The sequence below is a fragment of the Marininema halotolerans genome (assembly GCF_900116235.1).
Classification (GTDB): domain Bacteria; phylum Bacillota; class Bacilli; order Thermoactinomycetales; family DSM-45169; genus Marininema; species Marininema halotolerans.
Window position 1 is genome coordinate 322,169 of record NZ_FPAA01000002.1, and the last position, 15,123, is coordinate 337,291.

The following is a 15,123-nucleotide window of genomic DNA, read 5'->3' on the forward strand; positions in this document are numbered from 1 at the left end:
TTCATTCCTTGATGGGGCTCGGCTTACAGCTACCTATCAGTATCATTCACTTTAAAGGTAGACCGCCTAATAAACTCACAATGAATAACCCTTGTGTTAAAGCATCCATGGAAGATTACATTCGTAGAAGTAAAATTAGGCCGAGTTTATAAGATCAGCCGAGCTACCATCCGTAATAGGCTAGCAGCCTTTGTGCCATATTTTTTCGCAATCACCGCACTGCCGGCTAGTGGAACCATCGTGCGGTAGATAGGGCCTCATTGGCATAGTCTCCCTCAAGAAAATACCATTATGAAAGTATCTTCTTTGTTTCTAATACCCATTTTTAATTTAAAAATTCATATAATAATTATATTTTACCTCTCGTTGGGCATATTTATATATATCAGACTCTACTTATGCACGAAAACCACCATACAACCACTTACCGTTATAAAGGCATAGGACCAGATTTTGAGCCGTGCCATTCATCAGTTCCGCCACACCGTGGACACTTTAAAATAGTTCGATTATAGGGTTGCCAAGTCTCCGTGCAATAAGTACACATGACCCATCCACCCTCTAATTTTTCTACTTTAAAAGGTGATTTCAAAAGTATCTCTTCACCAAACCGACTTTCAGGACCCATCCAATTTGAAGCATCTCGATAAAACAAACGCGAACAAATAAAACGATTATTGTCAAGGTCAAGTAGAATTTGCTGTGAGGAATTTGTCTCATCTATTGATACTTTACAGTATGAAGACCATATCTCTTCTGATTTATGTAGTTTTAAATTTGTCACATTGCCCAGTATAAATTCAATTGCAGAAGGATTGCTCATTTGTCTTTGGATCAACATACGTAAATTATAATGAAAGTTCAAGTATATTGATGAATCAGAAGAAATAAATGCATCATTTAACACATGAATTTCTTTTATTAAGCCATCGTGAAACCTTCCTACATTATCAAGTAGATCATTCAATTCTCTTTCAGACCTAATTTCTTTGAATTGACCTATTCCCTTTATATCCAAAAAATTTTTATCCATATATACAATCTCTCCTTCTAGAGTAGTAAATAAGCCCAACCTTTCAGGTTGGGCTTGATCATTAATTTCAATCCCAAAAATGATAACTGGTTTCTTTACCTTTAGATGAATATCCAGGTTTAAATTCAAATTCATGTAAATGAGGAGCAGAATGATCTTGGGGCATACTATGATCATTATGATCAATTCGATACTTTTGTCTACCTAGGTGATCATTTATTACAGTAGAACGTTCCCATTTTCCATTGTACCACCTATAATGCTGATATTTTTCTCCTGGTGTACCTAAATGGGGTGCCTTCCTCTTGCTCCAATACTCATTATATCTCTTGGCCTCACTAGGTGACATTTCGTCTGCAAATGAACACTTATTATGCACCCATACATGGTCATCCGACACAAAGTACGTATGGTAATCTTCTACCTCAAAATTATACACGGTCACATGCTTCTGTGTCATCGTGACACGCTTTACAGGCAGAACTTTCCCTTTATCTGTTACCAGAAGATCTCCCCGTTGCAGATCCTTCGCTTTCACCCATCCCTTCCCTTTGACCCAGAAAGGATGCTCCGCAGTGATTTGAATCTTCTCGTTACCCACAGTAACGGTGTAGATCGCATCCGCTTGGTGTCTAAAGAGCTGCTTTACTTTCTTGTAGCCGACTTTACCAGTCTTCTCATCCTTTGAGAGGACTTTGTCTCCCACCTTGATTTTCTCAATCGGCTTATCGCCATCATTGGTAAGCACTTTGGTTCCTGCAACAAAGCAAAGATTTTTAGCAACTTTTCCACCAACTTTTGCCCCTGTCGCTCCCCATCCGATTAAAGGAACCATCGCTGCCGTAGACAATCCCGCGTTGACATAATCTCCTTCTAGCGCATACCAACCAGCGTTAACCCCGTCAGCAACTTCTCCAAAACCAGGAACTAACCCAGCTACATCGAGGACAGTATGGCCCGCTTCACTTAAATCTTTTGCTGTCGGTTTACGTATTTGATGGATACTCTTCTTTATCTGTTTCGACGTCTTTTTAACCGTATGCTTTACTTTTTTGTAGACTTTCCGGACTCTTTTTACAGCTTTTTTCACTGCTTTTTTGACTTTGGCCTTTACTCTATTATACGTCTTTTTCACATACCTCACTACGGGTTTGACGTAGGAGTGGTATACCTTTTTCGTCGCTTTGACCACGTGGGAAGCCGCTTTTTTTACGGATCTTACTGCCGATCCGACTGCTTTTTTGACTTTATGGGCGACTTTTTTCACTGCTTTTTTGACACTTTTGTAGATTCCTTTGAGGGACCAGTGTCCATCTGGATCATCATTCATTACGGGGTTGCCAGCAGCATAGGCGTAAAGGTTGTAGTTATCTCCATCCATCGCCAGTTCCAATTGTTCCTCTGAATCTGTAAACGAATCGGGCGTGGTGAATCTTCCGATACTTGGTTTGTAATCTCTAAATCCAAGATCATAGGATTCGGTGTTCGGATCCCATCGATCCTCCCCATAGCGATAGGGGTTGTACATTTCTTTGGCTGGCTGAGACGGATCAGGCTTATCCACGCCAGTAAACATTTGTTTATCGTCTTCACCGTAGGGGGTATACCCATAGGTCCCCCGAATGTTCCCATTTTCATCCGTCAACAGTTCCACATCGTCATTGACGTTATCTTGATAATAGGACGTTTCATCCCCATCCTTCTTGTACATCGAGAGCAGTTCACCCCAAGGGGTATACGCATAGGAACGGGTAATTTCTCCGGCAACTTCTTCGGATACCACCTGTTCGGTCAATCCCAGATAGTTAAATGCGGTGGTTTTTTCATTTTCTGTGCCGACTTGTTCGGTTTTGGCTATGGTTCGATCCAGCGGATCGTATTTGAATTTCGTTGTTGTAAGCGCAGAACCATCTTTGACTCGTTTTTGATGCTCAATTGTGCGATCAAATTGGTCGTAGGTGTACTGCTCTTTGGTCTTTCCTTCGGATACAATCTTGTCCAAACGACCCATCGCATCATATTGATAGGTTGAAGCTACTCCATCTTGGGTCTCTGATTTGAGTCGGTTACGGTCGTAGGTGTAGCTTGTGACCGATCCATTTTTTACTTTTTTAACAATATTATCATTGGCATCGAGGACATAGCTTTCACTGTCCGTGTGTGTCCCTGTCTTCTGATAGGATGTTAGACGATCCCGTGCATCATAGGCATATTTTGATACATCGTTGATCGCATGGTTATCCGCATCCTTACCCACATATGCATCCTGCGTGATATTTCCATTTAGGTCATAGGAAAGTTCATGTTGTTGGAGGGTGGTCCCATCCGCTTTTTTCATTTGCATCTGTTTAAGCATTTGACCCGGATAATACGAATAGTTGGTAACGTTACCGTTTGGTTTAGTTTCCCGTTCTACTAAGCCATTATCGGTATAGGCATAGGTGGTATCCTGCGCCTTTTTATTACCTACTAAATTTTGATGGCTGATTTTCGTTAATTGATCGAGTGGATCATAGGTGTATTCATTGTTATTCTCTGGGAGTTCTTGTTTGATCACATTCCCATTCACATCGTACGCATATTTGACACTTCGTTTGACCTTACCATCCTTGATCTCATCCAGTTGGGAGACTTGGTTCAGGTCGTTAAACGTGGTCTTAAATGTATCCGTCGGTGCATCACTACTGTGGTCATCGGTTTGAATCAAATTGTCATTCACATCATAGCGGTACTCAAAGTCCTTTTTCTCAGCATCCGCTTGGCTACCACTCGCTTGTAAGCCATCATCCACCATGTGCTTGATTTTTCCATCTGGATAGAAATCCCACATCATTTTCCGGGCAACCGTTTCATCCCCACTCTTTACTGTCCGTACGGTTTGTTGCCCGTCCGCATTGTAATCATAGAACGTCTCCTGATTCCAATCATCCTTGGAACCTTTGATCCATCCATTATCAAAGTAACTGAATGATGTCACATTCCGTTCATTCTGCCCTTCAGAAGGAGGCGTACTGATGGATACGACATTCCCATTTTCATCATAGTTGTAAATCATTTTTTGTTCCGTCGATTCCCGTGCATCTGCACTGAGGGGATCCCGTGGAAAAATGACTTCTTTGACACGATCGAGCTTGTCATAGACCGTTTTTTCAACATAGTCGTCTACAACTAACGTATCCGTGCCCTTGGGTGTATCCACTTTGACGACATTTCCTACTTTGTCGTACTCATATTTCGTTACTGCAACCTTGTTTCCATCATGAGGGTCCCGCTCTTCAATCAGTTGTCCCACTTCATCATAGAGATTGTAGTTGATGTTTCCTACGTTATCTTTGGATTGCGTAATTAATCCATCCGCATCATACTTTACTTCACTCGACTTATGATCGCTATCGGTCACCTTAATCGGCCGATTATTCAAATCATAGGTCATCGTAGTCACATAGTCGTCTGGATCATTGGGAGTTAAATTCCCCTTGGGTTCTGTGACTTTCGTCTGATTACCGACGTTGTCGTAATCATAACTGATTTTGTCACCTTTCCAGTTCTTCACGGAAACCAGTTGGTACAAATCATCGTATTCATATCTGGTCACGTAGTCATTTGGATCATCAGGAGTCAGGTTCCCTTTTGGCTCTGTCTCCCTCAGCAGATGACCCAGCTTATCGTACTCATAGGTTGTTTTCTTTTCAGGATCGGTAGATTTATCCTTCGGCTCTGTTACCTCGATCAAATCATCGTTCTCGTTAAACTTGTAAAGATACTTAGCGCCGGTGGGTGTGGTTTTTTCCACAATATTATCATTGCCGTCATATTTGGGTTCCGGCAATTGAATATACTCACCCTTCGCTTGATCCTTCGGAATTTTGGCCGACAGTATGCGTCCAAAAATATCATAGGTAGTCGTCGTTTTGTTTCCCTTAGCATCCGTTACGGACAACACTTCACCACGTGGTCCATATTCGGTGGTGGTCACTTGACCTAAGGCATCTTTTACAATTTTGGCTTGTCCCGTTTCGGAGTACCCATAATTCGATGCATTGGCATCACCATAAGTGGTAACGCGCCCTTCTGCATCCGTGATCGTTTTAATGAGGCCCGTATTCCCATAATAGTCATACGTTGTTTTTCCCTTTGCATCTTCAATGGTGAGCGGATTGCCATAGGCATCATAGGTATATTGGGCCCAACGTCCTTCAGGAGATGTTTCTTTGACCAATTCCGCAATATGATTATCCAGAGCATATTGATATTTATAGGTTACTGATTTCCGATCCGATGGGTTAGAAAGCGCATTATTTATCGGATCCGTCATCGTCAATACGTTGCCATATTGGTCATAGCTCCACGTCGTTATTGCACCATTGGGCGCCTCCATGCGCGTCATATTCTGGTCTGCATCATATTGAAACTTCGTCGTTTGGTTGTTGGCATTGGTAATGGATGTAGGCATACCATTGTTGTCCATTGCATATTTTGTCTGATGACCTAACGCATCCGTTTCAATCTTTTCATTTCCATTGTATGTGAATGTCACCGTTTGTTTATCGCGATCGGTTATCGAGTTAACCTTGGCTTTATTGGTTCCATCAACATAATAGTCGAATTTTGTTTCATTGCCTCTCGGATCTTTCACCCGATTAATTACATTTTTAAAGAGTAAATCGTAGGAAAAGGTCGTAGTTTTCGCCTCGGCCTTTCCATAACCATCAACAAACTTTTCCAAGTGACCCTCTGGGTCATAGCTAAAATGAACAACGCGACCCGACACATCAATCAACTGATCCACTTTCGCATCCGCTGTATACTCAATCGTCAGGGTTTTGCGGTTGGCAGAGTCCGTAATATAACGAAGGAGCTTCTCTGGCTTATTATTTACTTTCTTTTCTTCATACGCATACTTTAAAAACTCTCCGCCTGAATCGTCAATTTCACTGACATAGCCTTGATCATCAAAGTAATACTGATTTCGTTCATCATCGGTGATTAGCCATTTCTTGTTCGCAGTCCCACTACTTAAATATTGAACGTATAAGTCAGAACCCTTTGGTGAGACAAATTTCTTAGTTTTGGGATCAAAGATAAACTGTTGGCTCGTTCCGTCATCATCGATCAGATTGACTTCACCCGTCACCACTTGATCATGGGAATCTACCTTTACCAAGTTATCAGAAGGGCTACCCATCCGTACTAAACTCGACGTAGACATGGACCAGCCCATTCCTAAAATCGATTCGCTAGTATCCAAGCTATTGTAGGTTAGGTCTACCCCAGTAGATAAGCCCCGTGATGGATTATCAAATAAACTATAGGATAGATTGGCATTCCCACGGTAAAGATTGACACTGGCAGTCCCTTCACTGGATGTATCTACGTCCTGTGAATCCGTATGATTGGATTCAAAACCTAGATTTTTGCCTCCATCCGGATCTTCCACCACAATATATTGATTGAGCGTTGCGACTGGGGAGCTACTTTTAGATAACCATTCCCCATCATTTTTCAGATCCCACTTTAACATGAACCCTTCGCGAATCTTTCCAATTTCACTGAGATCAGGTGCTTTTACTTTTGCACGTACTGTCACCGTTTCACCTGGAGCGATATTGACTGCATCGGTTGCCTCATCTCCATTGGCATCCAGCGGCTTGAATTCCGTTTCCAATTGATTATCTTTGGTAGTTTGGTCCGTACCATCTGGCAGCGCCCAGTGATAAGAGATTCGATCTTTTGCACCCTGCCATGGATCGTTCGTTGCATTGGTTAATGTGATATCAACATCATACGTAGACCCTACAAGCATTTTTGTTGGGGTTTTCGGAGCATAGTAGGAGTTTGCCGCAGTTTTATCAATATACAATACCTTTAATTGCGGTCTCAGCTGAGGAGCAGAAGTCAATTCACTACTCGTAAATAGCACTCGTTCCTTGGTAGCTGAACTATCCTCGTTGCTATGTTTGACCATTAATCCGTAGTTGTTGTTACCGTTGACCCAGGATTGAACAGCACTGGTTACTGCCCATGAATGCCACTTGGGGTCGTTTGTAATCTTGGTCACTGAACCTAAGACTGAACTGCTGTATCCGGTTGCGTTACTCTTCCATGTTGCTCCACTTTCAGAGAACGCTTTATTTAGAGCATGAGCTTGATACGTCGCTGCAGTGCCTCCGGTATTGTTTTGGTACCATGCCCATAAATTGAGGTCTGCACTTAGCACTTTGGCTTTGGCAGGGATTGATGTGGTATCAAAGCGAAATAGTGATCGCGAATTACCATAAGTACCACTATTACTTCCTGCCATTACCCAAGGCTCCGCACCTATTTTATCGAAGTTACTTGTCGGCTGCGCACTCGAAAGGGTAGTGTCCTCAGCATTTTGAAATATTTTCAATGTCTGACCGGATTTAGGAAGCCGTGTTAACTGCGTGCGTGAAGGAATCACTTCGCCATCTTTGGTTTTCACAGCAATCATGTAAAAATAAGCTTGACCAAAGGGTTGACTGTTATAAGCAGGGGTAGGTTCTGCTGTTGTATCTTGAAATTTAACTGTGTTTTGATTTTGTATCGGCGCTACTAAGGTGCTGTCATCTGGGGTGAATGTTTGATTTCGACTACGATGCACTTGATACTCTACAAAGTCATCTCCATCATATTTGGTCCATTGAAGTTCTGCACCATTGGCATGGATCGTCGTAGGTTCATCCATATTGACCGAGGGCTTACCATAAACCACTTTAAGTACCGGTCGAATACCATTTTCATCGTAGTTGTTACTGGCGGTATAGTTAACACCACCCAGTTTTGCTGCTTCATTTTGCCCCTTAATTAGTACCCCATAGTTGGGATCTGTGCCGTCGATCCATTTCTGAGCTAATTGTTTAATCGCAAAGTCATGCCAATGATTATTATCATCTGGCTTTCTAACATCAACGGCCTCTTTCGTGAACCGCAAGGCATCTGCAATCACATAGTTATCTGCGTTATCTTTCAGAACGACACTATGGGTATCACCTAGCCAAAAATGATAGGTTCCTAGATTGACCCACGTCTTCCCGCTATCCCTCTGATTAACTTTCTTAGTGGTTGCCCCATCTCCATGATTAATGGTAAAAGGCGCATTGGTCGCTCGATCAAAGGCACCCACATTAAAGGCTTCGACTTTATAGTCTCCACTTTCGTAAAAGTAGGGCTTCCAAGTAAAAGAATCGGCGCCAGATCCTTTTGCACTCACATGATAGCTACCGCCCTGGGCCCCACTTTCATTAGATGATAGGTTCCATGAACCATTCGGGAACGCATATTTTGAATCGGTATTATCCACCGTGAAGGTACTGGATGCTGGTTTCGCATCAAACACCCCTCCAGCTGTTGTCCAGGATTCTCCTGATTTAGCTTCCTTCCAGGTGACTGTGGCGGGATCCCAGTCTTGCTTTACTTGGTGTAAGGAAAATTTCACATCCTCGGAACCAGAACATTGGCTACAAAATTGCTGGTCATAGTAAAGTTGCACCCGGGCAGCATCGATGATGGAACCTTGTGGGATGGCACTTAGATCAAACTTCACTAAAGATCGCAACGTTTGCTTAGCGTCCGAACCAACCGAAAGCTTCCATGAATCATTAAAGTTCGTCGTAGGAGAAGCGCTATCGATCATCGCATCTTTGCTTCCCCCCATACCCTTTTCAGGGGTAGGCTGAATAATAATGGTTGGATCTACCGTAACGGGATACTTCCGATTAGAATCTTTTAACCATTTCGAATCAGCTGTCACAGTAATCGTTAAATCGGAGCCTACTTGCTTGACTCGTTGTGTAACATTGTCACTCCAATTGTATCCATGAGGGGAATCCTCATTGGGGTGACTGTCATACATGTAGGGTTTTGGAATCGTGAAGACGGGATAATCTCCATCTTTACTCATCAAAGAAATGGAACCATCCTTTTCTTCCTTCGCTACGACATCTTTACTATCTAAATGAAATGTAAAAACGTTGGATTCAGGGATTTTATCCAGTAATATTTTTTCTTTTACAGATTGATTTTCAATCTCATAATCTAATTTGGCATTTGATAAAGCATTAGAAAATGAAACCTTGTTCTTGTGTACTGTGGGATTTACTTTCTTCGCTGAGCTTTTATTTAACCCAAAGTTCAACTCATACTTTCCCGACTTAAATTTCATAAATTGATCGGCTTGATTACCAAAATACGTCTTGAAGGTATTCGTTTCGTTTCCATACTGAAATCCTGGCTCTTGGGAACTTTTTCGAATGGTTTCATCGATATTCTTCCAGTTCCCTTTTTTATCCTTGTAATGAAAAGGATCTTCACTAATTTCTACTTCCACCCTACCGTCAGATAATCGGTACGATTTTGATTTTTCCGATCGATTCTCAATAATCTCTTTTACCCTCTTGGGTTCTGCACGTTTTTTCCCTTTTGGAACTTTATTCACAACGGGTAAAGAGTGAGTTAATTCCTGTGGCCGTGACGCTTTTTCATCAGTATTCACCCACTCCTTTACATCATCAATCGAACCCTTAATTCCATCTATCACTTGGTCAAAGAAACCCGTACTTACATTTCCTGTCCATAACATCCCATATCTAGCACTGGAATATCCTTCTTTTGCTGCAAACACCGTATCTGGAGTAACGATTAGTGTAAAGGACAGCAAAAGCGAACAGATTTTTATCATATATCTCCATTTCGTTTTCAACCCTTTTCCTCCTAAACAAAAAATATACATCCGTTTGTGTATTGCATTATTCCTTTATTCATGGGAGAAAAAGAAGATTAGTTTTTAGGCTATCTGTCATTACTAACCTACTTAATAGATGATATGATCCTCCTTCTTGCATTTAGCTACTACCCTTACAAATACTTACTAAAAGATGTGTTACTATGTATACATTTCATCTATTATGGTCTATCTTTTCTCCACAATATATTATTCGCAGACCCATCGGTTTTTGTTGTCACTTTTGAAAACTTATTTTCAAAAGCAACTCTTGCAATATTTATATAATATTTTATTTTTCATCTTGATAACCAAGACATTAAGAATGAAAATAAAAAAAACATCCTATAAATAGGATGATAAATAAAAAAATAATTTTATACATTCGATAAATTTTTATTTATACACACAATAAAATTATTGTTGTCTATGGTCTGATGGATTTCATATTTGTACAATTTCCTAATTTCACCCATGGTATTTTCCTTTACTTTAACTCATTGAATACCTTTTCAAAGTCATTTCCTTCTAGTTGTTCAACATGCCAGCTAACAAACGTTGCAGTTTTGACACAAGGGAACTTCAGTGCATGATTTTATATTTATCCATCTGATTCTCGTATGGATTATTTAATTAGTGGATATCACCACGGATTACAATATTCCATCGAATAATTATGAACAATCAATCATCGGTTCAATCTGATTGTTCCTCAGCCCATTTCCGAAAAACAGAAATAACCTCATCCAAGTTTAGAGGCCCTCCTGATCCAATAAACTTATTTTCTCTTACTTTACATAACACCCAATCATGCTCGGATCTCTCAATTCTCAAGTAACTAAAAACTTTATTTTCTAAATCAGTATCTTCAAGATCTATCTTTATGGTCCATCCAGGATTATCTAAAGTATAAACTGTCACTCCGAACATATGCTCCCAATCCTCATCACATTGGGATAAGTACCACTTTTCTAACCATTTAAGGTTATTCATTCAAAAACTATCCTTTTAATCTATTATATTATAATTTATTCCTCTTTTGTATTACTTTAATGATACAAACATTTAAGATATATCTTCCTTATTGATTGACTTATTCATAATCATTAGCTGAATACGCATGCGTGTAGATATCCCCAAGCATAAACTTTGGCTATTATGGATCTACTTCTTCCCCCGAGGATAGAGAATAAATATGGATGACCCGGTCTTCGCTAGTGAAGGTTCTTATAAGTAATAAAAATAATCTCTAATCAAGAGACTGATCTCCAATTTATTGGCAGAATGATATATTTAAAATCAGAGAATAAAGTACATAACATCATGCACTTAGTCAAAGTTCTTTCCTGAACCAAATAGGAAAATTAAAAGATCTGTCTCCTTAGAAAAGAAACCTGTTCGTGGATCCATTATTTGATCTTTCAAAACTTGAAACACAGTGATAATTCTCAGTAGACCTTCCAATCCATGCTCCAACATGTTGTTTGCATCATTCCAAAATATAGCCACCTTATTGTATTCTCCTTCATCTAATCCACCAAATAATGAATCTAATAATGCATCATGATTTACTTCTTTTGAAAGTACAGGATCTTGAGGTAGATTAACGATACCATGCTCAAAAAATGATTTAGAATCAACGATATTATTTCCGTTAATTTCAAATATTTTATAACCCAAACCATTTAAATTTAACTTCACTTCATTTTTTCTTTCCGTATCGAAACATGATATGAATTTTTAACTTATATTTTTCATAAATTTCCCCGATGATTTTAATTTATAAAGGTATGAACAGGCCTTATTTATATATTCTTATAGCCTATCCATACCTAAATTCTAAACCTTATTAGTAATCGTATTTTAACAATCTTGGTTTCAAAGAAGTCTGCCCCTTGTTAATCCGTACATCCTACTATTTATTATCGCTGATTTAAATTTTGGAGATCAAAATATTCCTAGTAACCTCGAGCAAGTAACATGCCTTTGAGGATCATATGTCCAATGTCTAATCAAATGATGGGGATAACTCGAAAATATGCATGGCATTAGTATGCACGTCTCTAATGTCAGTTGATGTAATTATAATTCTGTCACATTCTTTACTTTCTATAAAAACTGCTCTCATAAACATATAATGTTTCTCAGGCCTTATCTTATGAATTATTTTATTCTCATTGCAGATTAGGATTTCATCTTCTGAAACTAGAATTATTATATTTTTACGGATTACAAAGTCATGAATATCCATATAGTCAAGAATTTTAATCGAAAAATAGTTTCTATCTAAAAAGTTAATTACATCCAATTTCTTTTCCTTACGATTATAATCAATAACATTATCATAGGATACTCGGTACCCCTTAAGACTCTCCTGAAATGTAAATGGTAAGTTGATTTTTTTTATGTTTGATATATCTTTATTTGTTTTGTTCAACTTTACTAGAGAACCATCCTCAGTGGATAAGATGAAATTATCACCATACCAACAATATACATCTCTGAATTTATATTTATGATTATTATTATTTATTATATTAAAAAAGCCAGAAGTTAAATCAATATATACTATACAATTATTATCCGGACAGTCTAAGATAATTTCCTTATTTAAGTGGTTAATGAAAGCATGATGAATGGTTATATCATCAAATATATCAAGAATCTTTACATCCTGCAGATTTATATCAAGTATTTTCAAACCTTTATATCCATTATTTATAATAACTTGATCTGATACGGCTTTTGAGAAATACAAGTCATTATCTTTCTCAAATCTAATGCCTACTTTTTTCAAATATATTTTATATATCTCCTTTCGATAATTATATGGTTACGTAACGGTGCCATATAATTATCGTTTCACTTCCGTTTATTTATGATATTTTTTAATTTATACTAATTAAATCTAATTTTATTCTATTCTTTTTGTTCGTATTTAAATATGATACGAATTTATTTCTGTAATTTCTCAAATTTTTCTCCAATTAATTACTTTATTGAGATATCCCCTGTTAAACTCATCACTATTTAGCCAATGAATCCGTTTCAAACCTCTCCCCATTGATCGTTATATACTTCGATCCGATATACAACATAGACGAATCAAGTAGTTCGATTGCAAAGTTAGCGAATTGATTATATTGATTAACATAAGACATATCCCACTCACTCGGTTCCTCTTTCCCTAATCCTTCTGGCGAGAAATGAATAGAAACCATTTCACAAATATCCCCTTCTTCAAAAGGTACATACTCTCCTGATAGGTTGGGTTCCCTAATGTAACATAAACAGAATATTTCTTCGAAGACCGCTTCGTATTTTGTTAAAATCCCGTTATCTAGTGTATCAACAAGAAAAACCACTTTATTTTTCATGAGATCCATCGAATACTCCACGATGATCCCTGCCCAAAGTTCAATAAGCAGATTCTCCAATCGCTTTTTCATCCAATCACTTCCCTATGTGCATTCGCTAATGAAAAATACTTGCTGTTACGATTTGTCCTTGTATTTGTCTGGTAGGTATTGCGGCAATACATGCTTTTTTATTAGGTCCCTAAGTTCATTTTGTAGAAAAAGAAGCACCTCTCTACTTTCCCCGTCGGTAATATCTAATATTTCTTCATCTGTGCATTTTCCAACTACATAATCTATTAAATCATCGTAAATCATCAAATCAGATTCAGACCATCTTAAATCATAAAGGATCACACTAGCGATTTCTGTATGCTTCAAATAATCCATTTACAAAATCACCTTTCACTTTTTATTATTTATGGGGATTTCATCAGGTAGTGGTTTTCTTACATCATTTACAAACATAGGCGCACATGCTCCACATTTTTTAAAATGAACACGCGCTTCATTTAAACTTTCGTCATTTGCCCCTCCTGGTAAATCGGGTTCTCTATACTGTAATTCATCATCTTCCCAGTAACATACGGGACAAATACCATATGTTCCATGCTCTTCTTCAATTCTTGTTAAATAACCACAACACGGGCATGGGTAAAACATCGCTTGTCTTCTCCTTCCTATTACTTATTTGTAAAGTGACCTTTGTTACCTCATTAACTGTGAAACACTCACCTAGCTCTAGTAGCATAAAATCTAATTGATGATTGGTGATAGCAATCGGTTGTTGCACCAAAAAGAAGATTCGTTTTCAGGCTATCTGTCATACGAAACTGCTTAATAGATAATGTGATCCCCCTTTTCTCATTAGCTACGACCCTTACAAATACTGAAAATAAAAGCCATGTTACTATGTATACATTTCATCTATTATGACTTATTTTTTCTCCCTAAAATATTATTCGCACACCCATCGGTTTTTGTTGTCACTTTTGCATCATACGCCTTGTATTCTTTAAAACATTGGATTCCCCACATCCGTGGCAAATGTAGACGCATAAGAAACACTTGTGCATTCTCAAATGAATACACAGGTGAAAAAACTTGCTGTTAAGATTCGTTCTTGTATTTATCTGGTAAGTATTGTGGCCATACATACTTCTTTATCAATTCTCTCAATTCGTTTTTAAAAATGGTTAGTTCTTCTTTATCTTCACAACCTGCTATTTCACAAATCTGTTCATCTGTACAGTGTTTTAATACATAATCTATACATCCCTCATAAATCATCAATTCCCCTTCTGAAAGCCGTAAATCATACAGGATCACACTCGCTATTTCCTCATGATCAAAATATTCCATCGCCGATTCTCCTCTTTACCGATATTTACCCAGTATAGCGACGCTATCTTCTCTCACTGCTTTTTTACAGTGCTCCCACCCCTACATCGTTGATTAAAAAACGATTCATAGAATCCTTTTCTTCTCGAACAGACCCATGATATCTGCCGTCATGCTTCAAGATCTCGTACCTTTTCACGTGCTGCCGCTAACTGAGATTCATAGTCCGGATCCAACACTTCTGGTAGTGATCTCTCCAACATCGATTCGATATCCCACAAAATTCTTTTTTCAGCCTGATCTTGAATTGTTGATGAATCCTCCAACTCATTCAATCTACTAATCCAATCAAAGAGGACGAGTGCCTCTTCGTGAGTGAATTGTAATACAAATTTGTCATTACTCAACCTAACCATTCCCTTCAACGAACTTTCTCACCTAATCGTAACCTCATTCATTATCATCCAAGTTATCTACTCAAGCCCAACCGCGATTAACTAAGGAATTAATCACATCTTATCGTGAACTACTCGTCATTAGAAATAGTAAGCTTCTCGCTTCTCACCTGATCTCTACTACTATAAATGTCACTTCTGAACAAAATGACTGTCAATTTCCCCATAAAAAATAACCACTGCAGCGAACATAACCGC

The 15,123-nt window shown here is 38.6% G+C and carries 10 protein-coding genes; all 10 read right to left on the reverse strand.

Annotated elements, in window-relative coordinates:
- Nucleotides 1-430: 430 nt before the first annotated feature.
- Complete coding sequence (locus tag CHX35_RS03775) at nucleotides 431-1,033, reverse strand: hypothetical protein (RefSeq protein ID WP_091834145.1); 603 nt, start codon at nucleotides 1,031-1,033, stop codon at nucleotides 431-433.
- 67 nt (nucleotides 1,034-1,100) lie between these two features.
- Nucleotides 1,101-9,752: a DNRLRE domain-containing protein gene (locus tag CHX35_RS03780; protein ID WP_176391869.1), complete on the reverse strand. Its 8,652-nt coding sequence runs from the start codon at nucleotides 9,750-9,752 to the stop codon at nucleotides 1,101-1,103.
- Nucleotides 9,753-10,469: 717 nt separating this feature from the next.
- Entirely contained in the window at nucleotides 10,470-10,766 is a 297-nt protein-coding gene (locus CHX35_RS03785; protein ID WP_091834151.1) for an immunity 53 family protein, read from the reverse strand.
- A gap of 336 nt (nucleotides 10,767-11,102) precedes the next feature.
- Entirely contained in the window at nucleotides 11,103-11,474 is a 372-nt protein-coding gene (locus CHX35_RS03790; RefSeq protein ID WP_091834154.1) for a hypothetical protein, read from the reverse strand.
- A 307-nt stretch (nucleotides 11,475-11,781) separates the two neighbouring features.
- Entirely contained in the window at nucleotides 11,782-12,570 is a 789-nt protein-coding gene (locus CHX35_RS03795) for a hypothetical protein (RefSeq protein ID WP_091834157.1), read from the reverse strand.
- 229 nt (nucleotides 12,571-12,799) lie between these two features.
- On the reverse strand, nucleotides 12,800-13,222 hold the full coding sequence (locus CHX35_RS03800; RefSeq protein WP_091834159.1) for a YxiG family protein: 423 nt from the start codon (nucleotides 13,220-13,222) through the stop codon (nucleotides 12,800-12,802).
- 45 nt (nucleotides 13,223-13,267) lie between these two features.
- The gene (locus CHX35_RS03805; RefSeq protein WP_091834161.1) at nucleotides 13,268-13,519 is read right to left on the reverse strand and encodes a hypothetical protein; all 252 of its coding nucleotides are present in this window, start codon (nucleotides 13,517-13,519) and stop codon (nucleotides 13,268-13,270) included.
- Between the two features lie 15 nt (nucleotides 13,520-13,534).
- Nucleotides 13,535-13,792, reverse strand: coding sequence for a CPCC family cysteine-rich protein (locus CHX35_RS03810; protein WP_091834163.1), 258 nt, complete (start codon nucleotides 13,790-13,792; stop codon nucleotides 13,535-13,537).
- Between the two features lie 447 nt (nucleotides 13,793-14,239).
- A complete protein-coding gene (locus CHX35_RS03815; protein WP_091834166.1) occupies nucleotides 14,240-14,491 on the reverse strand; it encodes a hypothetical protein in 252 nt (83 codons plus the stop codon).
- A gap of 149 nt (nucleotides 14,492-14,640) precedes the next feature.
- Nucleotides 14,641-14,877 carry a hypothetical protein gene (locus CHX35_RS03820; RefSeq protein WP_140413537.1) on the reverse strand — a complete coding sequence of 79 codons (237 nt, stop codon included), beginning with the start codon at nucleotides 14,875-14,877 and terminating at the stop codon, nucleotides 14,641-14,643.
- Between the last annotated feature and the right edge of the window lie 246 nt (nucleotides 14,878-15,123).

Excerpts from the sequence above, each read along its gene's own strand:
- CHX35_RS03775 (WP_091834145.1), bottom strand. The coding sequence starts at position 1,033 with ATGGATAAAAATTTTTTGGATATAAAGGGAATAGGTCAATTCAAAGAA.
- CHX35_RS03785 (WP_091834151.1), bottom strand. The coding sequence starts at position 10,766 with ATGAATAACCTTAAATGGTTAGAAAAGTGGTACTTATCCCAATGTGAT.
- CHX35_RS03815 (WP_091834166.1), bottom strand. The coding sequence starts at position 14,491 with ATGGAATATTTTGATCATGAGGAAATAGCGAGTGTGATCCTGTATGAT.
- CHX35_RS03805 (WP_091834161.1), bottom strand. The coding sequence starts at position 13,519 with ATGGATTATTTGAAGCATACAGAAATCGCTAGTGTGATCCTTTATGAT.
- CHX35_RS03800 (WP_091834159.1), bottom strand. The coding sequence starts at position 13,222 with ATGAAAAAGCGATTGGAGAATCTGCTTATTGAACTTTGGGCAGGGATC.
- CHX35_RS03810 (WP_091834163.1), bottom strand. The coding sequence starts at position 13,792 with ATGTTTTACCCATGCCCGTGTTGTGGTTATTTAACAAGAATTGAAGAA.